General features: G+C 66.5%; 23 protein-coding genes. 9 read left to right on the top strand and 14 right to left on the bottom strand.

The genetic code is table 11. From position 1 onward, the window contains the following. Window positions 1–2: 2 nt before the first annotated feature. The 7 genes from EJI00_RS09065 to EJI00_RS09035 form a co-directional block, all read right to left on the bottom strand. On the bottom strand, window positions 3–1298 hold the full coding sequence (locus tag EJI00_RS09065) for a CpaE family protein (protein WP_126747122.1): 1296 nt from the start codon (window positions 1296–1298) through the stop codon (window positions 3–5). Between the two features lie 35 nt (window positions 1299–1333). Further along, complete coding sequence (locus EJI00_RS09060; RefSeq protein ID WP_260590588.1) at window positions 1334–2701, bottom strand: type II and III secretion system protein family protein; 1368 nt, start codon at window positions 2699–2701, stop codon at window positions 1334–1336. A gap of 48 nt (window positions 2702–2749) precedes the next feature. Further along, complete coding sequence (cpaB, locus tag EJI00_RS09055; protein WP_126747121.1) at window positions 2750–3745, bottom strand: Flp pilus assembly protein CpaB; 996 nt, start codon at window positions 3743–3745, stop codon at window positions 2750–2752. A 65-nt stretch (window positions 3746–3810) separates the two neighbouring features. After that, entirely contained in the window at window positions 3811–4380 is a 570-nt protein-coding gene (locus tag EJI00_RS09050; RefSeq protein WP_312846480.1) for an A24 family peptidase, read from the bottom strand. Continuing rightward, entirely contained in the window at window positions 4326–4523 is a 198-nt protein-coding gene (locus EJI00_RS09045) for a Flp family type IVb pilin (RefSeq protein WP_126747119.1), read from the bottom strand. Before EJI00_RS09045 ends, EJI00_RS09050 begins: the two co-directional genes overlap by 55 nt. A gap of 422 nt (window positions 4524–4945) precedes the next feature. Next, entirely contained in the window at window positions 4946–6406 is a 1461-nt protein-coding gene (locus EJI00_RS09040) for a murein L,D-transpeptidase family protein (RefSeq protein WP_126747118.1), read from the bottom strand. Further along, window positions 6373–7494: a nuclear transport factor 2 family protein gene (locus tag EJI00_RS09035; protein WP_126747117.1), complete on the bottom strand. Its 1122-nt coding sequence runs from the start codon at window positions 7492–7494 to the stop codon at window positions 6373–6375. Before EJI00_RS09035 ends, EJI00_RS09040 begins: the two co-directional genes overlap by 34 nt. Before the next feature lie 253 nt (window positions 7495–7747). Here EJI00_RS09035 and EJI00_RS09030 point away from each other — a divergent pair, with 253 nt between their 5' ends. Continuing rightward, a complete protein-coding gene (locus tag EJI00_RS09030; RefSeq protein WP_126747116.1) occupies window positions 7748–8764 on the top strand; it encodes a Bug family tripartite tricarboxylate transporter substrate binding protein in 1017 nt (338 codons plus the stop codon). A gap of 101 nt (window positions 8765–8865) precedes the next feature. On the opposite strand, the gene EJI00_RS09025 is transcribed toward EJI00_RS09030, so the two are convergent. Then, a complete protein-coding gene (locus tag EJI00_RS09025) occupies window positions 8866–9678 on the bottom strand; it encodes an IclR family transcriptional regulator C-terminal domain-containing protein (protein WP_126747115.1) in 813 nt (270 codons plus the stop codon). 139 nt (window positions 9679–9817) lie between these two features. Between EJI00_RS09025 and EJI00_RS09020 the strand changes: the two genes are divergently transcribed. The 4 genes from EJI00_RS09020 to soxR all read left to right on the top strand — a co-directional run bounded on the left by EJI00_RS09020 (window position 9818) and on the right by soxR (window position 12989). Beyond that, entirely contained in the window at window positions 9818–10519 is a 702-nt protein-coding gene (locus EJI00_RS09020) for a 3-oxoacid CoA-transferase subunit A (RefSeq protein ID WP_126747114.1), read from the top strand. Continuing rightward, window positions 10516–11166, top strand: a complete 651-nt coding sequence (locus tag EJI00_RS09015) for a 3-oxoacid CoA-transferase subunit B (RefSeq protein WP_126747113.1) — start codon at window positions 10516–10518, stop codon at window positions 11164–11166. Before EJI00_RS09020 ends, EJI00_RS09015 begins: the two co-directional genes overlap by 4 nt. 31 nt (window positions 11167–11197) lie before the next feature. Next, the gene (pcaF, locus tag EJI00_RS09010; RefSeq protein ID WP_126747112.1) at window positions 11198–12403 is read left to right on the top strand and encodes a 3-oxoadipyl-CoA thiolase; all 1206 of its coding nucleotides are present in this window, start codon (window positions 11198–11200) and stop codon (window positions 12401–12403) included. 97 nt (window positions 12404–12500) lie between these two features. Continuing rightward, on the top strand, window positions 12501–12989 hold the full coding sequence (gene soxR / locus EJI00_RS09005) for a redox-sensitive transcriptional activator SoxR (RefSeq protein ID WP_126747111.1): 489 nt from the start codon (window positions 12501–12503) through the stop codon (window positions 12987–12989). Window positions 12990–12999: 10 nt separating this feature from the next. Here soxR and EJI00_RS09000 read toward each other — a convergent pair whose 3' ends face one another. Then, window positions 13000–13233: a hypothetical protein gene (locus tag EJI00_RS09000; protein ID WP_126747110.1), complete on the bottom strand. Its 234-nt coding sequence runs from the start codon at window positions 13231–13233 to the stop codon at window positions 13000–13002. Between the two features lie 241 nt (window positions 13234–13474). On the opposite strand from EJI00_RS09000, the gene EJI00_RS08995 reads away from it, so the two are divergent. Continuing rightward, window positions 13475–14059 (top strand): thioredoxin family protein, encoded by a 585-nt coding sequence (locus tag EJI00_RS08995; RefSeq protein ID WP_126747109.1) that lies wholly within the window; start codon window positions 13475–13477, stop codon window positions 14057–14059. 88 nt (window positions 14060–14147) lie between these two features. Here EJI00_RS08995 and EJI00_RS08990 read toward each other — a convergent pair whose 3' ends face one another. Further along, window positions 14148–14888 (bottom strand): response regulator, encoded by a 741-nt coding sequence (locus EJI00_RS08990; RefSeq protein WP_126747108.1) that lies wholly within the window; start codon window positions 14886–14888, stop codon window positions 14148–14150. A 209-nt stretch (window positions 14889–15097) separates the two neighbouring features. Here EJI00_RS08990 and EJI00_RS08985 point away from each other — a divergent pair, with 209 nt between their 5' ends. The 3 genes from EJI00_RS08985 to EJI00_RS08975 are packed head-to-tail and all read left to right on the top strand — an operon-like array spanning window position 15098 to window position 18745. After that, window positions 15098–15517: an organic hydroperoxide resistance protein gene (locus tag EJI00_RS08985; protein ID WP_126747107.1), complete on the top strand. Its 420-nt coding sequence runs from the start codon at window positions 15098–15100 to the stop codon at window positions 15515–15517. Between the two features lie 32 nt (window positions 15518–15549). Beyond that, window positions 15550–16926, top strand: a complete 1377-nt coding sequence (locus tag EJI00_RS08980) for an ATP-binding protein (protein ID WP_126747106.1) — start codon at window positions 15550–15552, stop codon at window positions 16924–16926. A 28-nt stretch (window positions 16927–16954) separates the two neighbouring features. Then, window positions 16955–18745 (top strand): cytochrome c biogenesis protein DipZ, encoded by a 1791-nt coding sequence (locus tag EJI00_RS08975; RefSeq protein ID WP_126747105.1) that lies wholly within the window; start codon window positions 16955–16957, stop codon window positions 18743–18745. 48 nt (window positions 18746–18793) lie between these two features. Here EJI00_RS08975 and EJI00_RS08970 read toward each other — a convergent pair whose 3' ends face one another. The 4 genes from EJI00_RS08970 to rtcR all read right to left on the bottom strand — a co-directional run bounded on the left by EJI00_RS08970 (window position 18794) and on the right by rtcR (window position 22625). Further along, window positions 18794–19045, bottom strand: a complete 252-nt coding sequence (locus tag EJI00_RS08970; protein WP_126747104.1) for a hypothetical protein — start codon at window positions 19043–19045, stop codon at window positions 18794–18796. 135 nt (window positions 19046–19180) lie between these two features. Continuing rightward, window positions 19181–20128: an ornithine cyclodeaminase family protein gene (locus EJI00_RS08965; protein WP_126747103.1), complete on the bottom strand. Its 948-nt coding sequence runs from the start codon at window positions 20126–20128 to the stop codon at window positions 19181–19183. Then, window positions 20125–20958 carry an alpha/beta hydrolase gene (locus EJI00_RS08960; protein ID WP_126747102.1) on the bottom strand — a complete coding sequence of 278 codons (834 nt, stop codon included), beginning with the start codon at window positions 20956–20958 and terminating at the stop codon, window positions 20125–20127. Before EJI00_RS08960 ends, EJI00_RS08965 begins: the two co-directional genes overlap by 4 nt. A 53-nt stretch (window positions 20959–21011) precedes the next feature. Next, window positions 21012–22625 carry an RNA repair transcriptional activator RtcR gene (rtcR, locus tag EJI00_RS08955; protein ID WP_126747101.1) on the bottom strand — a complete coding sequence of 538 codons (1614 nt, stop codon included), beginning with the start codon at window positions 22623–22625 and terminating at the stop codon, window positions 21012–21014. Window positions 22626–22638: the final 13 nt, after the last annotated feature.

The following is a 22638-nucleotide window of genomic DNA, read 5'->3' as shown; positions in this document are numbered from 1 at the left end:
GTTCAACCTTCACTAGAGCTTTTCCAGAAGCCGGCAAGTCGCGGAACTCGCGGCAGTCGCGCGGCCCAGCGGGATTCCTTGGCCGGCGGCTGGCCTGTGCCGGACACGAATTCCTGGTGCAGGCCGCGCGCGAGCTCGGCCACCGCTTGCGAATAGGCGTCGCCGCGCGCCGTGCGCACCAGCATTTCGCCGCGGCTTGCCGCCGCCAGCAGTTGCGTGCTGCGCGCCGGCACCACGTGGTGCAGCGGCAGTTCGAGCCGCTCGGCAACGTCCTTGGCAGACAGGCCCACGTGGCTGTCGAACTTGTTGACCACGAGCGACAGCTGCTGGGTCTCCACGCCGCGCGTGCGCAGTTCCTTGAGCATGGTCGCCGTGGAAACGATGGCGCCGATGCTCTGGTCGCACACCACCCAACTGCGCGGCGCCGCCTTCACCGTCTGTGCGACGAAGTCCAGTGTCGAAAAGCCCCCGAGGTCGGCGATCTGGAAATCGAAGAAGTCGCCGAGCCGCTTGATCAACGCCACCGAATCCGCATGCGAGATCTCGCGCACCTGCGCAAGGCTCGCAGGCAGCGGCAGCACGGCCACACCGCTTGCGTGATGGGCCAGCGCCGTGTGCAGCAGGGTCTGGTCGAGGCGGCGCAGGTTGCGCACGCCGTCGACGAAGCTGAAGCCGCTTTGCGTGTCGAGGTAAAGGAGCCCGTCTCGCGCCGGAAGCCCGAGGTCGAGCAGCGCGACGCCGCCGCGCGTGTTGCGGCCGCCCTGGGGCAGGGCGCCGGCCTGGCACAGCTGGTCCTTGAGCACGAGCGACAGGCTGGCCGCAAGCGTGGTCACGCCGATGCCGGCGCGGGCGCCCAGCAGGGCCAGCGTGCGTCCGCGCGTGCGGCCCGGCAGGCTGTTCTGGCGCTCGAGCAGCCTGCGCAGCGTGTTGACCGCGTCCGTCGGCGGCGCGGCCATGTCGACGAAGTCGTCCACGCCGGCGCGCAGCGCGGCCAGCATCGAAGCGGGCTCCGCCGAGACGCCCGTGGCCAGCACCGGCAGCGTCGGCCATTCGCGCTTGAGGCGCTGGTGAAGCTCGCTTGCCGCCGCGGCATGGTCGCCCGAAAAATCGAGAAACACCGCGGCGGGGCCGAGCATGGCCATGCGCTCGTCCAGCGACTTGGCTTCGGCGGGAAGGTTCACCACCGTGCCCAGCCGGGCGAGTGCATCGGTCAGCCAGTTGATGTGGCCGCTGTTGGGCGATGCGAAGAGGTAGGTCTCCGCACCGATGTCCGGAAGGCTGTCGCGGGGAGCGTTCATGGCGTCTGCCACCCGATCTGTGGGGTTTGTTTCAGTCAACGTGAGAAGCCCGGAACAGTGGTGCCCGAAGCGGGCCCTAGAAGATGAGCGCGCCATACGGGTCCGTCGCGCTGCTCGGCGCCGCCGGGGAGGTACGGGGCGAGATCGGTGCCGCGCGCAATCGGCTTCACCAGGTGCGGCGTGACGAGGATCACCAGTTCCTTCTCGCTCATCTGGTACTTGTTCTGCTTGAAGAAGGTGCCGAGTACCGGGATGTCGCCGAGCAGCGGGACCTTGTCGGCATTCGACGTGGTGGTGCGGCTCACGAGGCCGCCGATGATGAAGCTCTCGCCGTCGCCGAGTTCCACCGTGGTGTCGGCGCGCCGTGTGCTGATGGCGGGTACGGCCACGCCGCCGATGCTGAGCGAGTTGGTGTAATCCAGGTCGCTGGCCTCCGGCGCCACCTTGAGCACGATGCGGTCGTTCGACAGCACCGTGGGCGTGAGGGTGAGGCCGATGCCGAAGGGTTTGTATTCGATGCTCGTGGTGCCCAGGCCCTGGGGCGCCGGCACGGGCAGTTCGCCGCCCGCCAGGAAGCTCGCGCTCTGGCCCGAGAGCGCCACCAGCGTGGGTTCGGCGAGCACGCGGGCCATGCCGTTGCCTTCGAGAAAACCCACGTTCAGGCCGATGCCGGCCTTGCCGAAATTGAAGAGCAGGCTGAATGCCTGCGCGAGCGGGTTGTTGTGTTCGCCGCTGAGCGAACCGTCGGGGGCGAACGAAGCCGAACGCAGCGACGACGGCGTGAACACGCCGAAGCTGAAGCCGTTGGAGTTGGCGCGCGTGCTGAAGATGTTGAGGCCCGCCTGCTTGAGCACGCTGCGGTTGAACTCGACGATCTTGACCTCGACCTGCACCGTGCTGCTGCGCACATTGACCACGGAGCGATCGATCAGCGCCGACTTTTCTCCGCCAGCCGACATGGCTGCATCGCGCGCCTCCTGGTGTGCCTCCATGCTGTTGAGCGAGCCATTGAGCGTGGAGGTGCGGCGCCGTACTTCGAGTGCGTAGACGATGGCGTTGGCCTGGCCCTTTTCCCAGACCATGAGCGTGGTGCGGCCGGCCGCCTTGCCGGTGACGATGAGGCGCGCCGCCGGCGAGTTGGGCGATTGGCGGGTGAGCGCAACGCCCGCCACGGTTTCGTCCGCAATGGCCATGCGCTCGATGCCCTTCCCGATCAGCAGCTCCTTTTGCGTGCCCGCATCGAGGCGCAGTTGAAGCGCCACGCGCGCAGGCGCCGCCTCTGCGTCGACCGCCGTTGCGGACGCCACCGGCCAGACTCCCGAGGCCAGCAGGCACAGCACCGCAAGGGTCGGGCGCATGGAGCGCGCCGTGCCGGTTGTTTTCGCGCAAGGGGCGATCGTCATGGTGTTCGTTTCGTGGGTGGCCTGCACGTGCGGGCCACTGGTTGCTGATCAGTAGTTGATGGTTTCGCTGCGGTCGCCGCGGATGACCTCGACCTGCAGTCCGCCGCGGGAGCCGCCCGTGCGGGCCGGGGAGTTTGCCGGGGCTGCGGCGGCAACGGCGGGCACTCGCGAGTTGCCCGGCTTCCCGCCTGTCACGAAGTCGACGGCGGTCATGCCGGCCTGGGCGCGGTCCAGGCCTTCGAGCGGGGCCCTGCGGGATTCGCCGGCTTTTTGCGCCACCGGCTGCAGCGCCGTGGGCAGTTCGGCAAAAAGCTTCGGGTCGGGTTCCGACATGTCGGTCGGGTTGCGCAGCGCCAGAAGCAGGCGGCCGCTGTTCTCGGCGAGCGTCAGCCGGTTGATGTCGTCCACGGGCACCGCGAGTACGGCGGTGCGGGCTGCCTCGGCGCGCTGGGCCTGCTGCTGGGCCGCGCCGTTCTTGTCCATTCCGGAGGGCATGCCGTCGACGGAGGCGCCGCCGTAGGCCAGCACGCGCTTGCGCGACAGGAGCAGGCGCGCCTGGCTGCGATCGATGTCCTTGCCGTCGGACTTGAGCATGAGGAAGACATCGACGAAGTCGCCGGGCCGTACCTTGTGGCCCACGCCCATGACCTCGTCGGCCTTGATGGCGACCGCGCGTTCGCCTTCGCCGACGCGCAGGGCCAGTCCGGAAACCAGTTGGCCTTCGACCAGCGGCGTGCCCTCGCCCAGGTCGATGACGGGCACCCGGCCCGCGAGCTGAGCCGTCTCCTGGAAAGCGCCGGCGGGATTGATCGTGAGGCGTTCGACGCGAAGCGCGTCGGCCGGTATCGCACGGCCTGCAGGAAGCGGCTTGGAGGCCACGACCACGCGGAAGGTTTGCGCCTGGGCCGTCTTGGCCGGGGCGGCGGCCGAAGGGGCGACTGCGACCGGCGGTGGCGGCTGCCGGCTGAGCAGCCATGCGTAGCCGCCGAGCGCGAGGGCCAGGAGCACGAGGACAGCGGCAACGATTTTGGTGAGATTGATCATGGGCGGCAGGTCAAGGAAGGGGGCATTCGAGAGTCATCGATGAACAACTCGTGGTGACGGGGCGGCTAGCTACCCTGTCGACCCCAAACCATCCACACCGCGGCGGCCAGCGCGAGGTAGGCCGCATAAGGAATAAATCGAACCCGGGTGGGCGCAGGCTGGCCCTCCGGCGATGACGACGGCCCGAAGAGCGCCAGCGAAAGCCGGGGCAAAACGGGCCAGCGCTGAAGCGCGAGCCAAAGCGCGGCATGAAGACCGGCAAGGAGGCTGCCGACGAGCCATATGGGCGGCAGCGCGGAAAGGCCCACCCAGAGTCCGAGAGCTCCGGCGAACTTCACGTCGCCGGCTCCCATGACCCGGAGTGCGTAGAAAAGCAGCAGAAAGCCGAAGCCGGTGGCTGCGCCGAGCAGGGCGGCCGTCCAGTCTTGCTCGATGGGAGCCATTCCCGTTGCAAGCGCCGCAAGAGCCAGGAAGGCGCCTGCAAGCACAAGCCAGTTGGGAACGCGGCGTTGCCGGAAGTCATAGGCGGCAATGAAGAGCAACCAGACCAAATAGGCTGACGCCATTGCTTTTGCACAAATCAAGACGAGGGCGGCGTGGCGGCGGTTGAAATAGAGGATTTGATATCCGCCCAAATGGTCTTTAGGCTGGCACCGATTCCACCTGGGCCGGTAATTGCCGTAATCATCACAACCGAAATCAATCCCGCAATAATTCCATATTCAATTGCGGTGGCGCCTTCTTCGTCACGCAGAAAACGAGTAATTGAATTGAGCATGATTTACCCCTTTTAAAAGTTGTTAACAACGACTGGCAAGGCGAATGTTATCAGCGTAACTCGATGTATCAAGAGGATGGCCTCGTGAGAGGCTGTCTTTTCTGTGCTAGGGAGAAGGCGTAAGCACGATAGCGGCCAGCTTCTCGCCGCGCTCTTGGAAAGCTCTGCTTCAGAGTGAGAAATGCCTTCTGGGACAGATTCTTCCCTCTGAGGAAGAGTGTCCGCATCCCATGAACGTGGGTCGCTTGTTACGACCTTGCGGAACGTACGAAGGATTCTTGTTACGGGAACAAATGGGTTACTTGTTACGTAACGCTGCAGGTTCGAGGTCGAATGTAACGGTTAAATTTCTCATCACATCCGAGAGAAAAATCACACTTCTGGTGGCTCAATGCCGTCGCGAGGCGGTCTTGAGCAGGCACTCAACCTGGTACTTCTTCATAAAAAAGTTTCCACTCGCTGCCGTGTCGCAGCCAGTACTGGCGACGTGTGCGCCCGCTTTTTTCGCCTTCGAACACCTCGCCAAAGGTGGCGACCATGGTGTCGTCGCCGTCGCGCCAATGCAGATAGGAGACATCCTTGAGCTGGACGCGCTTGCCTTGGGCGTATTCCACTTCGTCGCGGAGAACCGAAAATCCCTCGATGGATCTCTTATTGCTGTTGCGCTGGAATTCCGGCAAATAGAATTTCTTCAGTTGCGCTTCGTTGCCGCTGGCCCGCGCTTCTTTCCAAGCTGTAATGGTGCGGGTAAACGTCTGGGCTTCTTTTTCGGCCTGGGGCGGCGAGACCCATTGCAGGCTGCGCGCCGTGACCACCGGCGTGGCTCCGATCTGCACCTTGCGCAGCAATTGCTTCAGGTCGGGGTTGGCCATGACGACGCAACCATCGCTAGCCAGCGGCGCCCGTGCAAACTGCTGCGAGGGGGTGCCGTGCAGCCAGATGCCGCCACCGGTCTTGCCGCGCCGCACGTCGTAAGGGTTGGGGTAATTGATGGGAAGCGCGCCGGCGCCATAGAAGTCGCGCAGCGACTTCGGATCGAGGCTGCTGGTGATGTAGTACACCCCGAGCGGCGTACGCGCATCGCCCTCCATGGCCTTGTCGATGCCCGACTTGCCGATTGACACGTAATAGTCGGCCACGAGCTTCAGTCCCTTGTCGGAGTTCTCGAGCAGGTAGAGCCGCGATCGCGAGGCGTCGACCGCAATGGCATAGCGGCTGCGCATCGACAGCGCCAGGAACTGCGAGGGCACGGTGCCGGCCGGCGGCCGTTCGAGCAACGCCTGCAGGCGCCGACGGGATTCCTCGCGCAGGTCGGCCATGGCGGGATCGCTGCGCAGCCGCGCAATTCCGGTGTCGGAGAAGGCGTGCGCGGGCGGCACCTGCGTTGCCAGCAGGTCGGCATAGACAAGCTGGGCAAGCTGGAAGTTGGGATGGTCGCGCACCAGGTCGCGTGCCTTTGCGAGCGCGGGCCGAGTCTTGCCGCGGCCGAACAACTCGTACACCGCAATCAGGCGGGCTTCGGCGCCGGTGGCTTGCTGGATGGCGTCCGGTGAAGATGCAGCCGATTTACGCAAGGGCTTGGCCGCCGCTGTTCTGGTTGCCGCCGCGGAGGCTTTCCTGGTGCCGGCTTTCGCTGCATTGCCGGCTCCATGTGCTGCCGTGCGCCCGGCGCCAGCCGCCTTGGGCTTGGCATTGCCGGTCTCGGTGCTGACTGGGGCCTGCGCCGACGCGTTGGCCGCGCCGGGCGCCGTCAGCAGCAAGGCCGATGCCGCCATGAGCACGGCCAGCATGTTTCCGCCGCGCTGCAGCGGAGGGTTCTGTGGCCGGCCGCGCCGGACGATGCCTGCCACTATCCGCCGACGCTTTCCTTGCGAATTTGCCATTGGTTGCCGGCGCGCTGCAGCTCCAGCGTCTTGCGGCTCGAGATGTTGAGGTTGTCGGCGCGATAGATCTGACGGAACTTGGCGGTTGCGGCTTGTCCGCTGACGTTGATCACCAGGTTCTCGATGTTCACGCTGATGCTCGACTTGCCGACGATGCGTGCGCGGCGCTCTTCTTCCCAGCTCTTGCGGCTTTGCCCGCCGCCGGGGTTGAAGTCTGGCCCGTAGGCAGCGAGATAACGGTCCATGTCCTGGCCCGCCCACGCAGAAGCCCATCCTCGCACGGCGGATTCCACCTCGGCTGTTGCGGCGGGGGAGGCTGCGGCGGGTGCCGGTGAAGCCGCGGATGCAGCGGTAGTTGCCGAAGCGGAGGGTGCGGAAGCTTCCGGTGCCTTGGCAACCACCGCAGGCGCCGGTGCGGGGGGCGCCGCCTTGGCGATCGGAGCGGGTGCAGGCGTAGCCGCAGGCGCCGGTGCCGGTGCCGGCGCCGCAGATGCCTTCACCACGGGAGCAGGCGCCGCCACCGCTGCGGTGGGCTTGCCGGCCGGCGCAGGAGTGAACAAGGTGCGGATCACCGCGAGCTTGGGTTGTACCGCCGTGTTGTTCTGGTCGAGCTGCAATGCCTTGCTGTAGGCCTGGCTGGCCAGCCGTGCATACACGTCGCCGAGATTTTCTTGCGCCGTGGCATAGCTCGGGTTGGTGCGAATCGCGCTTTCGAGTGCGCTGCGGGCCTTGTCGAACTGGTTCTGGCTGGCGTAGATCACCGCAAGGTTGTTGTACGGCTCAGGCAATTCCGGCGCGTCTTGCGTGAGCTGCGTGAAAGCAGCGATGGCTTCGGCGCGCTTGCCGGTGTCGAGCTGGATCACGCCCTTGAGGAAGCGCATCTGCGGGTCCTTCGGCTTGTCCTTCAGGAACGCGTCCGCGCGGGTCATGGCCTCGTCGAGCTTGCCGGCCTGCATGAGCCGGTCGACTTCATCGTGCTCGACCGCGGCGAGCGCGGGCAGTGCCATGCCGCAGGCGGTCGCCAGGAGCAGTGCGCGCACGGCAGGGGAAAAGCTGAAACGGGTGCGCGGCAGGCGGCTCTTGGACATTGCGGACAAGACCTTGTAAGGGAGGAGAAGGAGGGGCGGCCGGAATTGTAAGTGGGCAGTTAACCTTCGGACACAACAGCCACTCTGCCGCTCATCGCACTAGCTGGAGAGCAGAGAGGCTGCGGCTGTCAACAGTCCATCGCATAGCCACATCGATGAATACGCATCGACTTGCGCAAGGCAGCACGATCATGTAACGTTGTGTAAGCAGATTGTCAGCAATCTCCCAGTTCCTTCACTCTCTGGAGCCACCTTGAAGATCACCAAACGCCGCTTGCTGGCAAGCGGCGCAGCAGCATTTGCCGCGTCGCTTTTTGCGCCGGGTTCCCTGGCGCAGCAGCGCCCCGCAGCCGGCGCGGCCGGCGGCGACGCGTGGCCCACCAAGCCTGTTCGCATCCTTGTGGGCTTTCCCGCCGGTGCATCGCCCGATCTGGCGGCCCGCGCCATCGCCGAGCCGCTGTCGAAGATCCTGCGGCAGCCGGTCACGGTCGAGAACAAGCCGGGTGCAAGCGGCAATCTGGTAGCCGATCAGGTGGCGAAGGCCACCGACGACCACACCATCGGCGCGTTGATCAACGGCAATCTCACCATTGCGAAGCTGCTCAACCCCAAGCTCAGCTTCGACCCCGAGAAAGACTTCCTGCCGGTCGGCATCATCGGCACTGCACCGCTGGTGCTCGTGGTTTCGGGCAACGCGCCTGGCAAGACCGCGGCCGAGCTGCTGCTGTGGACGCGCAATCTGAGCAGCAGCGGCAAGTACGGCACGCCGGGTGTGGGCACGGTGGGCCACTTGGGCATGGAGCTCATCAAGAGCCGCGCCGCCATCACCGCGCAGCACAAGCCCTACACCGGCAACCCGCAAGTCATCGCGGGCCTGCTGGCCGGCGAGATCCAGCTTGCGTTGCTGCCGCCGGGCCTGGCGTTGCCGCATGTGAAGTCCGGAAAGATCAAGGCCATTGGCGTGACCTCGCCCGAGCGCAGCCCGCTGGCCAACGAGCTGCCGACCATTCGCGATGCCGACGTGCGCGGCGCGGACCTCGAGATCTGGACCGCACTGGCCGCGCCTGCAGGCATGAAACCGGCGGCCGTTGCCAAGCTGAATGCCGCGCTGGTCGAAGTGACCAGCTCGCCCGACGTGAGCCAGGCACTGCTGAAGACCGGCTGGCAGGCGCAGCCGGGCACGCCCGATGCGCTCGCCAAGCGCATGCGCTCCGACACGGCGCGCCTTGGCGGCGTGATCATCATGAAGGGCATTCAGTCAGAGACTTAGGACGCCCCCCGAAGCGCCTTCGGCGCCTCCCCCCACTGGGGGGCGCACCCGGCGGCCCGGCAAAGCCGGTTCCGCGGGTGCCTTGGAATGGGCGCTTTTCTCTACAGCAGTAGCGAGACCTTCTTTGCGGCGTCGATCAGCGCGGGGAGCATGGTCTCCTGCATCACCTTGGCGCTGGTTCGGTTGGCCTGGCCGCTGATGTTGAGTGCCGCGACCATGCGGCCCTGCTTGTTGACGATGGGTGCGGCCACGGAGATCAAGCCTTCTTCGAGCTCCTGGTTCACCAGGCACCAGTGTTGCCTGCGCGCCTGCGCCACCTTGGCCATGAGCGCATCGATGTCGGTCACCGTGTGCTTGGTGAGCGGCTCGATGCTCGAGGCTTCGAGCCGCGCGCGCACCTCGTTGTCTTCAAGGTCGGCCAGCAGCAGCCTGCCTAGCGAGGTGCAGTACGCCGGCAGCCGCGAGCCCACGCCCAGGCTGATGTGCATGATCTTCTTGGTCGGCACGCGCATCACGTAGACGATGTCGGTCGCGTCCAGCACGGCGGCCGAGCAAGACTCCTGTACTTGCTGCACCAGCGCTTCCATCACCGGCTCTGCGCGGTTCCATATAGGCATCGACGAGAGGTACGCAAAGCCCAGGTCGAGGATGCGCGGCGTGAGCGTGAAGAGCTTGCCGTCGGTCACCACATAGCCCAACGTTTGCAGCGTGAGCAGAATGCGCCGCGCGCCGGCCCGCGTGAGCCCGCTCGCGGCCGCTACCTCGCTCAACGTCTGCCGGGGGGCGCTTTCGCTGAACGAGCGAATCACCTGCAGGCCGCGCGCAAACGACTGCACGTAGCTGTCGCCGGGGGCGGGTGCCTCGGGCGTCTTGGGCGTCTTGGGCGTACCGGTCTTCAGAGCGTGGGTTGCCATGCGGGGTGATCCTCTTTAGAATTCATTATACGAACAAATGTTCGTTAGACGAACAAATTGGCGGTTCGCAGGATCGATCGGTCGCCCGAGCGGATCGCAGGCAGTTCGGTTTCTTTCTTCACTCCCGGAGACAGGCTTCATGATCAACAAGATCGCGCGCTCGGTCGCCGATGCCCTTGAAGGCATCCAGGACGGCGCCACGGTTCTCATCGGCGGCTTCGGCACCGCCGGCATTCCCGGTGAACTCATCGACGGCCTCGTCGAGCAGGGCGCCAAGGACCTCACCGTCGTCAACAACAACGCGGGCAACGGCGAAACCGGCCTGGCGGCGCTGCTCAAGGCGGGCCGCGTGCGCAAGATCATCTGCAGCTTTCCGCGCCAAGCCGACAGCCAGGTGTTCGACGGGCTCTACCGCAGCGGCAAGCTCGAGCTCGAACTGGTGCCCCAAGGCAACCTGGCAGAGCGCATTCGCGCGGCGGGCGCCGGCATTGGCGCCTTCTTCTGCCCGACGGGCTACGGCACGCAACTCGCCGGCAACCGCGAAACCCGCGAGATCGACGGCAAGCAATATGTGCTGGAGTACCCCATCCATGGCGACGTGGCGCTCATCAAGGCCGAGCGCGGCGACCGCTGGGGCAACCTGGTCTACCGCAAGGCCGCGCGCAACTTCGGCCCCGTGATGGCCATGGCATCGAAGAAGACCATTGCCACCGTGCACGACATTGCCGAACTCGGCACGCTCGACCCCGAGACCATCGTGACCCCGGGCATCTTCGTGCACCAGGTGGTGCGCATCGAACGCGTGGCGACGCAAGCCGGCGGTTTCAAGAAGGCGGCATGACCATGACAACTTACCAACGTCGCACCAAGGACCAGCTCGCCGCCCGCGTGGCGCAGGACATCTTCGACGGCGCCGTCGTCAACCTGGGCATCGGCCAGCCCACGCTCGTGGCCAACCACCTGCCAGCGGGCCGCGAGGTCATCCTGCAAAGCGAGAACGGCATTCTCGGCATGGGTCCCGCGCCCGCGGCCGGCGAAGAAGATTACGACCTCATCAACGCCGGCAAGCAGCCCGTCACGCTGCTGCCGGGCGGCTCGTTCTTTCACCATGCCGACAGCTTCGCCATGATGCGCGGCGGCCATCTCGACATTTGCGTGCTCGGCGCCTTCCAGGTTTCGGCCACGGGCGACCTTGCCAACTGGCACACGGGCGAGAAAGACGCCATTCCCGCCGTGGGCGGTGCCATGGACCTGGCCATCGGCGCCAAGCAGACCTGGGTGATGATGGACCTGCTCACCAAGCAAGGCACGAGCAAGCTGGTGCAGGAATGCAGCTATCCGCTCACCGGCATCGGCTGCGTGAAGCGAGTGTACTCCGACCTTGCTACGCTCGAATGCACGCCCCAGGGCCTGAAGCTCGTCGACCTGGTCGACGGCCTCAGCCGAGAAGAACTCGAGAAGCTCGTGGGCCTTCCCATTGCCGCCTGAAGCGGATTCATTCACTGTTGAGACAAAAGACATGACCAACCAAGCCTTCATTTGCGACGCCGTTCGTACCCCCTTCGGCCGCTACGGCGGTTCCCTCAGCAGCGTGCGCACCGACGACCTCGGCGCCGTGCCTCTCAGGGCGCTGATGGAACGCAACAAGAACGTCGACTGGCAAGCCGTGAGCGACGTGCTCTACGGCTGCGCCAACCAGGCCGGCGAAGACAACCGCAACGTCGCGCGCATGTCGGCGCTGCTGGCGGGCCTGCCGATCGAGCTTGGCGGCGCCACCATCAACCGCCTGTGCGGCTCCGGCCTCGATGCGGTCGGCACCGCGGCGCGCGCCATCCGCGCCGGCGAGGCGGGCCTCATGATTGCTGGCGGCGTGGAAAGCATGAGCCGCGCCCCCTTCGTCATGCCCAAGGCCGAAAGCGCCTTCAGCCGCAACAACGCGGTGTACGACACCACCATCGGCTGGCGCTTCGTCAACAAGCTCATGAAGGCGCAGTACGGCGTCGACTCCATGCCCGAGACGGCCGAGAACGTGGCCACCGACTACAAGATCGAGCGCGAGGCGCAAGACCTGATGGCGCTCAACTCGCAGCTGCGCGCCGTGGCCTCGCAGAAGTCCGGTTTCTTCGACGCCGAGATCGTGCCCGTGAGCGTGCCGCAGAAGAAGGGCGATGCGCTCATCGTCAACAAGGACGAGCATCCGCGCGAAACCAGCATGGAATCGCTCGCCAAGCTCAAGGGCGTGGTGCGCCCCGACGGCACCGTAACCGCGGGCAACGCCAGCGGCGTGAACGACGGCGCCTGCGCGCTGCTGCTGGCCGACGAAGCCAGCGCCGCCAAGCACGGCCTCACGCCGCGTGCCCGCGTGGTCGGCATGGCCACCGCCGGCGTTGCGCCGCGCGTGATGGGCATCGGCCCCGCGCCCGCCACGCAGAAGGTGCTGGCGCTCACCGGCCTCACGATCGACCAGATCGACGTCATCGAGCTCAACGAAGCCTTCGCAGCCCAGGGCCTTGCCGTGCTGCGCCTTCTCGGCCTGAAGGATGACGACGCACGCGTCAACATCAACGGCGGCGCCATTGCGCTCGGCCACCCGCTGGGTGCCAGCGGGGCGCGCCTGGCCACCACCGCTGTCAACCAGCTGCACAAGGGCGGCGGCCGCTATGCGCTGTGCACCATGTGCATCGGCGTGGGGCAGGGCATTGCCGTGATCCTGGAACGCGTCTGACGAACCGCCACTGCGTGGCCTGCTGCCTGGCCTGATTCGCCAAGCGGGTTTATGCGGGAAGCAAAACCTCAACTAAAGTCGAGATCGAGAGGTCTCGATGAAGAAATCCAAGCCAGCAGAACCGCCCGACTTTTCCTCCAGCCTTTCGGTGGGCGAGGTCGCGCAGCGCAGTGGGGTGCCCGTGTCCACCCTTCACTTCTACGAATCGAAGGGGCTCATTGCGAGCCATCGGGCGCCGAGCAATCACCGCCGCTATGCACGTGACGTACTCCGGCGCGTGGCCTTCATCCGCGTGGCGCAGCGCGTGGGCATTGCGCTGGCCGACATCGCCGACGCCCTTGCCACGCTTCCCACCTCCGCCGCGCCCAGCCGCGCCGACTGGGCACGGCTTTCGGCCGGCTGGCGTGCGGAGCTGGACGAGCGCATGGCCCAGCTCAAGAAGCTGCGCGACACGCTGGATGACTGCATCGGCTGCGGCTGCCTGTCGATCGACCGATGCCGCCTCCGCAATCCCGCCGACAAGCTGGCATCGCAGGGGCCGGGCGCTCACCGACTGATGGTCAGGCTCGAGCCCGCCGAAGACTGAGAACGCCGCGTCACTGCGTTCCGACGGGGAGCAGCGACATCAGCTCGTTCTTCTCCGCGGCAGACATCGCGAGCGTCAGCCGGCCGAACTCGACGCGGTAGCAAGGCAGCATCAATGCCGCCGTCAACGAATGAACGTCGTCGCTGCGCGCAAGGTATTCATTGCATGCGGCAATGCTTCGATGGATTTCGAGCGCCTGCTCGATGCGACCTGGACGGCCGGAGGGTTGCTGGTCACTGTTCATGCGACGCAATGTGCTTCCTCAACCTAACTTGAGGTCAAGCGGGAGGATCGAGAAGCCCTGCGACTCATGGGTGATCGGTGCTCCGAAACCAGGCGCGGGCGACCGTCGTTGTGCAACGTAGTGTGTTGGGCTCCCGGTTTCGACACAGTGGCATACGCAATGTGGGCCGTGTGGCCGGTGGGCGGAAAACAATCCGCCGGTCATCAACTGCGCCCTTGCGCATCGCCCGAAGGAACCACTCATGAAGCTCTCCCTCATTGCCATCGGTGCGGCCATTGCCGCGTCGGTGGGCGCCTTGACGTTTGCCGCGCCACGGCTCGGCGGCGACACGCCCGCGGGCGTGGTGCGCCCCGCGCCGGAGTTCCAGAACATCGACACATGGCTCAACTCGCCGCCGCTCAAGCTCGAGGCGTTGCGCGGCCAGGTGGTGCTGGTCGACTTCTGGACCTACACCTGCATCAACTGCCTCAACCACCTGCCGCACGTGAAGGAGTGGCACGAGAAGTACAAGGACAAGGGCCTGACCGTGGTGGGCGTGCACACGCCCGAGTTCGCGTTCGAGAAATCGACGAAGAACGTGAGGGACGCCATCCAGCGCCTGCAGATCAAGCACGCCGTAGCGCAGGACAACAGCTACGGCACTTGGAGAGCCTTCAACAACCAGTATTGGCCCGCCGTGTACCTGATCGACAAGGAGGGCCGCATCGCCTACTCGCACTTTGGCGAAGGCAGCTACGGCGCCACCGAGAAGAAGATCCAGGCGCTGCTTGCGGAACCTTCGGCCGTTGCGGCCGTTGCCCCGGCGCCGGGCGGGAGCGCCAAATGAAGAAGCTCTGGTTTGCGCTGCTCTTTTTTTGCGGGCGGCGTGGCGCACGAGGTGCGCAACCCGACCAACTGCCAGTGCATTGCGTCGGTCAGTCCTTCGCCTCGACCGACGAAGCGAGGACGTAGCCTTCGCTCCGCACGGTCTTGATGTAGCGCGGCTCGCGCGCATCGTCGCGCAGCCGCTGGCGCAGCCGGCTCACCAGCAGGTCGATGGAGCGCTCGAACAGCTCGGCCTCGCGGCCCTGGGTCAGGCTCAGCAGCTGGTCGCGGCTCAGCACCTTCTGCGGGTGGTCCAGAAACACGCGCAGCAACCGGTACTCGGCGCCGCTCAGCGCCACCATCACGCCGCTTTCGTCGATGAGGTGGCGGGCCACGGTGTCGACCTCCCATTCGCCGAATGCCAGCTTCTGCGCCGGCTCGGCGGCATTCATGTTGGGCGGCAGCATGCGCGTGCGGCGCATCACGGCGCGCAGCCGCGCGAGCAGTTCGCGCGCCGAAAAGGGCTTGGCCAGGTAATCATCGGCGCCCATCTCCAGGCCCAGGATGCGGTCGGCCTCCTCGCTGCGCGCGGTCAGCATCAGGATGGGCGTGGCCTTGTACTTGCCGGTGCGCAGGTCCCTGCACAGCGTGAGCCCGTCTTCGCCGGGCAGCATCAAATCCAGAATGATCAGGTCGAACGGACCCGACTCTTCGAGCGCGGCGCGCATGTGCCGCCCCGTGGGAACCGCAACCACCCGCAGGCCGTTCTTCACCAGGTAGGTGGTGAGCAGCTCGCGGATTTCCCGGTCGTCGTCGACGATGAGGATGTGATCGGAAGTCTTGGGTGTCATGGCAGTGAACAGGAGAAGGGTATGGCGGGAGGCGCCGCAGCCGCAATGTAGCGTCACCGCCATCCGAAGGCTGCGAACAGTGAAACGTAGTGTGTTGATTTCTTGCGCGGATACATAGGCATACGCAATGCGGGTTGGCAGGGCAGGGGCGGCCCAACAATCCGTTCGTTCGCAAACCAACGTATGTCAACCTTCATCAAGGATTCACCATGACCCGCATCGAAAAAGTCCTCTACACCGGCAAGACCCGCACCTCTTCGGGCGGCCGGGACGGCGAAGCGCGCAGCTCCGACGGCCGCCTGGACATCAAGCTCTCTTCGCCCGGCAGCGCCGGTGCCGGCACCAACCCCGAGCAGCTGTTTGCCGCCGGCTGGTCCGCCTGCTTCATCGGCGCCATGGGCAAGGCCGCCGGCCAGATGAAAGTCACGCTGCCGCCGGACCTGGCCGTGGACGCCGAAGTCGACCTGGGCATGGCCGGCAACGAGTATTTTCTGCAGGCGCGCCTGAACGTGAGCCTGCCGGGCCTGGACCGCGAAGTGGCGCAGGCCCTGACCGACGCGGCGCACCAGACCTGCCCATACTCCAAGGCCACCCGAGGCAACATCGACGTTGCCATCAACCTGGTGTGATCCGGTCCCGCCGCCCATAGAAGAAAGCGCCCATGCCCACTCCCGCGAACCTTTCTGCGAACACGGCCCGTGCCGCGAATGCCGCAAGTGCCGCCAGGGGGTGGCGCAGGCTGCTGCCGGATTCGCTGTTCTACCGCGTGACGCTGATCATCGTGGTGGGCCTGGCCGTTGCGCAGCTCCTTACTTTTGCCGCGATCCGCTATGAGCGGAACATGGCGCTTCGCGAGCTGATGATGATCGGCATCGAACGCGACATCGCGAGCTCGGTCGCCATTCTCGACCGCCTTCCCGCGGCCGAGCGCGCAAGCTGGCTCGACCGGCTGGAGCGGCGCAACTACCGCTTTGTGCTGGGCGGCAGCGCGGAGGGCACCGAGCCCGGCTCGCCCGCTTCGCGCCAGTTTGCCGCGGCCATCGCGCAAGCGATGCGCCCGTTCGAGATCGTCAAGGTGGGAGAGGTGGCCTGGCCGCCCGAGGGGCTGCAGATCCAGGTGCGGCTGGGGGACGGGTCTTCCGTGGTGGTGCATGCCAGGCGCGTGGGCATGCCTGTGTCGGGCTGGGTGATGTGGCTGCTTGTCGTGCAACTGCTGGTGCTGGCCGTTTGCGCCTGGTATGCGGTGAGGCTTGTCACGCGGCCGCTTGCGCAGCTGTCCGCCGCGGCCGACGATTTGGGCCCTGACCTCAAAGGCCAGGCGCTCGCGGAAGACGGCCCCAGCGAAGTCGCGCATGCGGCGCGCGCCTTCAACGCCATGCAGCAGCGCATCGCGGGCTACATGGCCGAGCGCGTCGAGATTTTGGCGGCCATTTCTCACGACCTGCAGACGCCCATCACCCGCATGCGCCTGCGCACCGAGCTGATGGACAACGAGCACGACCGCGAGAAGTTTCGGCAAGACCTGGACGCGATGAACTCGCTCGTGCGCGAAGGCGTTACCTACGCTCGCACGCTGCACGGCGCGACCGAGCCGCCGCTGCGCATCGATGCCGACGCGCTGCTCGAGAGCATGGTGGCCGACTACGAAGACGTGGGCCAGCAGGTGCGGCTCGAAGGCAAGGCCGGTGCGCCCATCGTGAGCCGCCCCAACGCGCTGCGCAGGATCTTGATGAACCTGATCGACAACGCGCTGAAGTTCGGCACCGACGTGCGCGTGCAGGTGCATGCCGAGGGCGGCAAGCTGGTGGTGGCCGTGCTCGACAACGGACCGGGCATTCCGCCCGACGAGCTCGAAGCGGTGCTCAAGCCTTTCTACCGCGTCGAGAGCTCGCGCAACCGCAGCACCGGCGGCACCGGCTTGGGCCTGGCCATTGCGCACCAGCTTGCCATGGCCATGGGTGCCGAGCTCACGCTGAACAACCGCGCCGAAGGTGGGCTGGAGGCCCGGCTCACGCTGGGCGCCGCGCCCGCGCACTGAACACATCCTTTCACGGACGACCCCGATCATGCTCATCCTCCTCATCGCCTATCTGGGCGGGGTGCTCACCATCCTGAGCCCCTGCATCCTGCCGGTGCTGCCTTTCGTGTTCGCACGCGCCGACCGTCCGTTTCGCTCGCACGGCCTGCCGATGCTGCTGGGCATGGCGCTGGCCTTTGCCGCCGTTGCCACGCTGGCGGCGGTGGGCGGCGGCTGGATCGTCACGCTCAACGAATATGGGCGGTATGCTGCCATTGCGATGCTCGCGCTGTTCGGCGCCACGCTGCTGTTTCCGGGCATTGCAGACCGCATGAGCCGGCCCCTGGTGGCGCTGGGCGTGCGCATGTCCGAGCCGCAAGGCAATGCCGTGCCAAGCTCGGTGTTCTCGCCGCTGATGCTGGGCGTGGGCACCGGCCTGCTCTGGGCGCCGTGCGCGGGTCCGATCCTCGGCCTCATCCTGACCGGCGCGGCGCTCAACGGCGCGAGCGTGGGTACCTCGCTGTTGCTGCTGGCCTATGCCGCGGGTGCGTGCACGTCGCTGGCGGCCGCGCTGCTGTTCGGCGGGCGCGTGTTCTCGGTCATGAAGCGGTCGCTGCACACCGGCGAATGGGTGCGGCGTGCCGCCGGTGCGGCCGTGCTGGTCGGCGTGGGCGCAATCGCATTCGGGCTGGACACCGGCCTGCTCGCGCGCCTGTCGGTCGGCACCACCTCGGCGCTGGAGCAGGCGCTGGTAGACAAGATCAAGCCTGGCAAGCCGCATGGGGAGCCGGTTGCCTTGCAGGAAGACCCGGGCTTCGTGCGGGCGTCGGACAACCGCCCGGCCGCGGTGCCTGCGCGCGGCCTGCAAGTGGAAGGCAGCTTTCCTTCGCTTGCCGGCGCTACCGAATGGATCAACTCCCCGCCGCTCACGCCCGAGGCGCTGCGCGGCAAGGTGGTGCTGGTCGACTTCTGGACCTATTCGTGCATCAACTGCCTGCGCACGCTGCCCTACCTGAATGCATGGGCCGAGAAGTACAAGGACGCGGGCCTCTTGGTGCTGGGCGTTCATACGCCGGAGTTCGCGTTCGAAAAACGCTCGGCCAATGTGCGGCGGGCGACCAAGGACCTGGACATCGGCTTCCCCGTGCCCACCGACAACGACTACGCGATCTGGCGCGCCTTCGGTAACCGGGCCTGGCCGGCGTTCTACTTCATCGATGCGGAGGGGCGCATCCGCCACCACCAGTTCGGCGAGGGCCGGTACGACAAGGCCGAGCAGGTCATCCAGCAACTGCTGGCCGAGGCGGGGCAGGCCCGCGTTCCCGCCGGGCTGGTCTCGCCCTCAGGGCAGGGTACCCAGGCGCAGCCCGCCCTCGAGACCGCCTTGTCCGGCGAAACCTACCTGGGCCACGAGCGCGCGCACGGTTTTGCCTCGCCGGGCGGCGTCGTGCGAGATCGTGCAAAGGTCTACCAGGCGGCTTCTTCGCTGCGCACCAACCAGTGGGCGCTGGCCGGCGACTGGACCGTGGAGGCCGAGCTCGCGGTGCTCTACAGTGCGAACGGCCGCATCGCCTATCGCTTTCAGGCGCGCGACCTGCACCTGGTGCTCGGTCCCACGGCCAATGGCAAGCCGGTGCGATTCAGGGTGCTGGTGGATGGCAAGGCGCCGCTGGCGGATCATGGCGCCGACACCGACGCGCAGGGCTATGGGGTTGTCGATGCGCAGAAGCTCTATCAACTGGTGCGCCAGGCCACCAATGGGACTGGCGGGCGAGACAGGCTGTTCGAGATCGAGTTTCTGGACGCGGGCGCGCAGGCCTACGCGTTCACCTTCGGCTGAGCGCTGACGCGGCCCGGGCGGGGAGGCGAATGAGCGGAGAAACGCTACTTACGCAGCCCAGGCGGTCAACGAAAGCCGCCGCAGCATGTCCGCCTGGCGCGACTCTTCGGCGTCCCGCAGGCTCTTGGCCGCGCGGGCTGCCACGTAGGCCACGTACATCGTCTCGATGGCCTTGCCCCATTCGTGCATCTTTTGCGAAACCACGCTGGTCGAGTTTGCCGACGGGTCTTCGGCCGGACAGGCGGGAACCTCGAAACCGGCTTTGCTGAGGATGGTGGCTTTCTGAAGAATGGTGAGCATGGGGCTGGCCTCTGGAATATGGGCATCAGATTAGCCATGGCGCAAGACGCGTGCCATCAGCCGCTTGACATATGTGCTTGTCAGTAAATGGCTATCCATCCCTGCAAACGGCCGCGGGTTTCTAGGCCTTAAGCCTTAGGTTGATGTCGCTTCGGCGTGCCGCCAGACCAGCGTGGCAGCGGTCAGGTCTTCGAGCGCGCTGCCCACGGCCTTGAAAACGGTGCGCTCGCCGCTGCCTGTGCGGCCCGCACATTCGCCCCGGCAGAGTGCGGCGAGCGTGCCCTGCACCTCATCGGCGCGCAGCGTGCCGGCCGCCATTGCGTCGAGCAGCTCGCCCGCTTTCTGCAGCGCCTCGGTGGTGTCGATGAAGGTGCGCGCGCCCGCAAAGCAGCGGGCATCGGCCTCGCGCATGGCGGGGGTGAAGCTGCCGATCAGGTCCAGGTGAGAGCCCGCGCTCAGCCATTCACCGCGCACCAGCGGCTCGGTCGCGAGCGTGGCGCAACTCACGATGTCGGCTTGCCGCACGGCCGCTTCGAGTGCGGTGACGGCGCGGGCATTCAAACCCTCCTCGCGCCACTGCGCGGCCAGGGCCTCTGCGCCTTCGGGCCGGTGGTTCCATACCTGCACCTCGTCGATGGGCCGCACGCTCGCATGCGCCGCGGGCAGCAGCCTGGCGATGCGGCCGGTGCCCACCACCAGCAGCCGGCGTGCATCCGCCCGCGCCAGAAACGCTGCGCCCAACGCCGATGCGGCCGCCGTGCGGCGCGCGGTGAGCTCGTTGCCGTCCATCATCGCCAGCGGCACGCCCGTGTGCGCGTGGTACAGCACATAGGTGGCGTGCAGGCCGGGCAGGCCGCGCGCCCCGTTGCCCGGAAAGACATTGATGGTCTTGATGCCGAGGAACCCCGCATCGCTCCACGCCGGCATGATGAGCACGGTGCCCTTGTTTCCGCCGGCCGTTTCGATGCTGTGCACATGCCGCGGCGGCACCTGCGCCTCGGCCGCGAAGGCGGCGCGCAGCGCGGGCACGAGCCGTGCAAAAGCCAGCGGCTCGCGGGTGGCGGTTTCGTCGAAGTGCTTCATGGTTGCCGTGGTTGCAGCGCGGCGTCGAAGAATTCGACCAGCGCGCGCTGGTAAGTGGTGCCGAAGCGATGGGTCATGGGCTCCAGATGAGCGGCACCGGCCACTTCGATCAGCCGCTTGGGCTCGCGCGCGGCCTCGAGCAGGCGGCGCGAATGGGAATGCGGAATCACTGCGTCGGCCGTGCCATGGATGAGCAGCAACGGAATGGGCGAAACGGCCGCGATGTACTTCGATGCGGCGTAGTCGTCGCTCACCAGCAGGCCTGCGCCCGGCAGCTTCTCGCTGGCAATCGATGAGTACGAATAGAAGGTCGCTTCGATGGCCGCCGCCTTCACGCCGGCCCGGTTGCCCGAACCCACCGCGGCCACCGCATTGGTGCCGCCCAGGCTCTGGCCGAAGACGAAGAGGCGCCCCGGGTCGACATCGGCGCGAGTGCGCACATGGTTCAGCGCGGCGTTGGAATCGTCGAACACCCCCTTGGGTTCCGGCTTGCCTTCGGACTCGCCGTAGCCGCGGTAGTCGAACACGAACACGTTGAAGTCCTGCTTCGGCAGCCAGGCCACGAAGCGCCAGTGCGCGGACATGTTCTGCGCGTTGCCGTGGAAATGCACCACCGTGCCCTTGGCATCCTTCGGGTTCTGGCGGCTTGCGGCGGGAATGAACCAGCCGCTCAGGCGCGTCCCGTCGGCGCTGGTAAATTGCACCGCCTCATAGCGCAGCCCGAGCGCATCGGGCGTTTCGTAGCGCACCCGGTCGGGGTAATAGAACATCGACTGAACACAGCCGGTGAGGAACACGGGCAGCGCGAGCAAGGCCAGCTTCCAGTTCATGGGTGTCGTGCGCGGGGTGTCGCCACTGCGGCGGAGTTGCGGCGGAGGATAGCTCAGCCCGCGGCAATGCGGCTCCATTCGAGCCCATGCTTCACAAGGTACTTCCGGAGCCGGTCGGCATCGTTCACCACGCTGCGCTGCGCGCGCGACGCCTGGAACAGCTGCCGCCCCGCGTCCGACAGGCTGCGCGACTCGCGGCACACGCGCACCACCGCCTCCAGCTGCAGCCGGTCGAACAGGTCGAGAGCCGATGCACGCTCATCGCCGAGCAGGGCGTCGAGGTCCACGTCCTCGGCGCCGCCGCCCGCGGTTTTCGGGCTCTCGCGGTTCCACAGCCAACGAAGCCGCGCGATCTCGGCTTCGACCAGCGCGACCGGAATGCGCCCGCCGTCCGCCAGCGTGGCCAGCCGTGTCACGCTGGCCGAGAGGTCGCGGAAGTTGCCGCACCACAGCGCTTCGGCGCTTTGCGCAAACCGCAGGTAGGCCGCGCGGGCCTCGGCGTTGAAGCGCACCACGCGGTTGTTTTCGGCCGCGTGAATGGCCAGCAGGTGGTCGAGGTTGGGCTCGATGTCTTCCGGCCGCTTTGCCAGGCCCGGCAGGTCATAGGTCCAGAGGTTGATGCGCGCGAACAGGTCTTCGCGAAAGCGACCGGCCGCCACGTCGCTGCGCAAGTCGCGGTTGGTGCCCGCAATGAGCTGGAAGTCGCTCTCCACCTCCTTGTCGGCGCCCACAGGGAAGAAGCGCTTCTCCTCGATGGCCTTGAGCAGCATCGCCTGTTCGTCGAGGCCGAGCTCGCCGATCTCGTCGAGAAAGAGCGCGCCCTGGTGCGCCGTGCGCAAAAGGCCCGCTCGCTCGCCCGCCGCGCCGGTGAACGCGCCTTTCTTGTGGCCGAACAGTGTGGATGCGGCGCCGTCGCCCCGCAGCGTGGCGCAGTTCACCTCCACGAACGGCCCCGTCATCTGGTGCCGTGCCTGCTTCAGCTCGAACATGCGCCGCGCTAGGAAGGACTTGCCCGCACCGGTCGGCCCCACCAGCAAGATCGGCGCGCGCGATCGCACCGCCACGCGTTCGATCTCGTCGATGAGCGCGTTGAAGCGCGCATTGCGCGTGGCGATGCCGCTCTTCAGGAAGGCCACCGCATCGCGCTGCTCGGCATCGAAGCGCCGCGCAATCGCGTCGTAGCGCGACAGGTCGAGGTCGATCAGCGCTACTTCGCCCGGGTTGCCCGCGCGCTGCCGCTTGGGCGGTGAGGTCTGCGCCAACACGCCCGGGATCACCCGCGATTCGGCCAGCAGGAACATGCAGATCTGCGCCACGTGTGTGCCGGTGGTGATGTGCGTCCAGTACTGCTCGCGCTCGGTGTCGAAGGTGTAGGTGCGCGCCCAGTCGTAGAGGCGCGCGTACACCTCACCGAAATCCCACGGGTCTGCCAGATCGAGCGGAACCAGGTTGACGGTGGTCTCCGGCGACACGGTGGCAATGTCGGCCTTGATCACCTCGGCCAGCGCCTTGTGCTTGAGCGTGTAGAGCAGCTCCATGCGCGAGATGACCATGTCCTCGTGCTGCGCGAGCGAAACGGTGGGGCGCCACTTCTCCCAGCGGCCGGTGCCCTGGCCGGCGTCTAGCTGCGTGCCGAGAAAGCCGATGACGACGGTTGATTTCTTCATTGTTTGGATAAAT

This window comes from Variovorax sp. DXTD-1, assembly GCF_003984625.1.
Taxonomy (GTDB): domain Bacteria; phylum Pseudomonadota; class Gammaproteobacteria; order Burkholderiales; family Burkholderiaceae_C; genus Variovorax.
The sequence above is the reverse complement of the archived record's forward strand: the minus strand, read 5'-3'. Positions and strand labels throughout refer to the sequence as shown.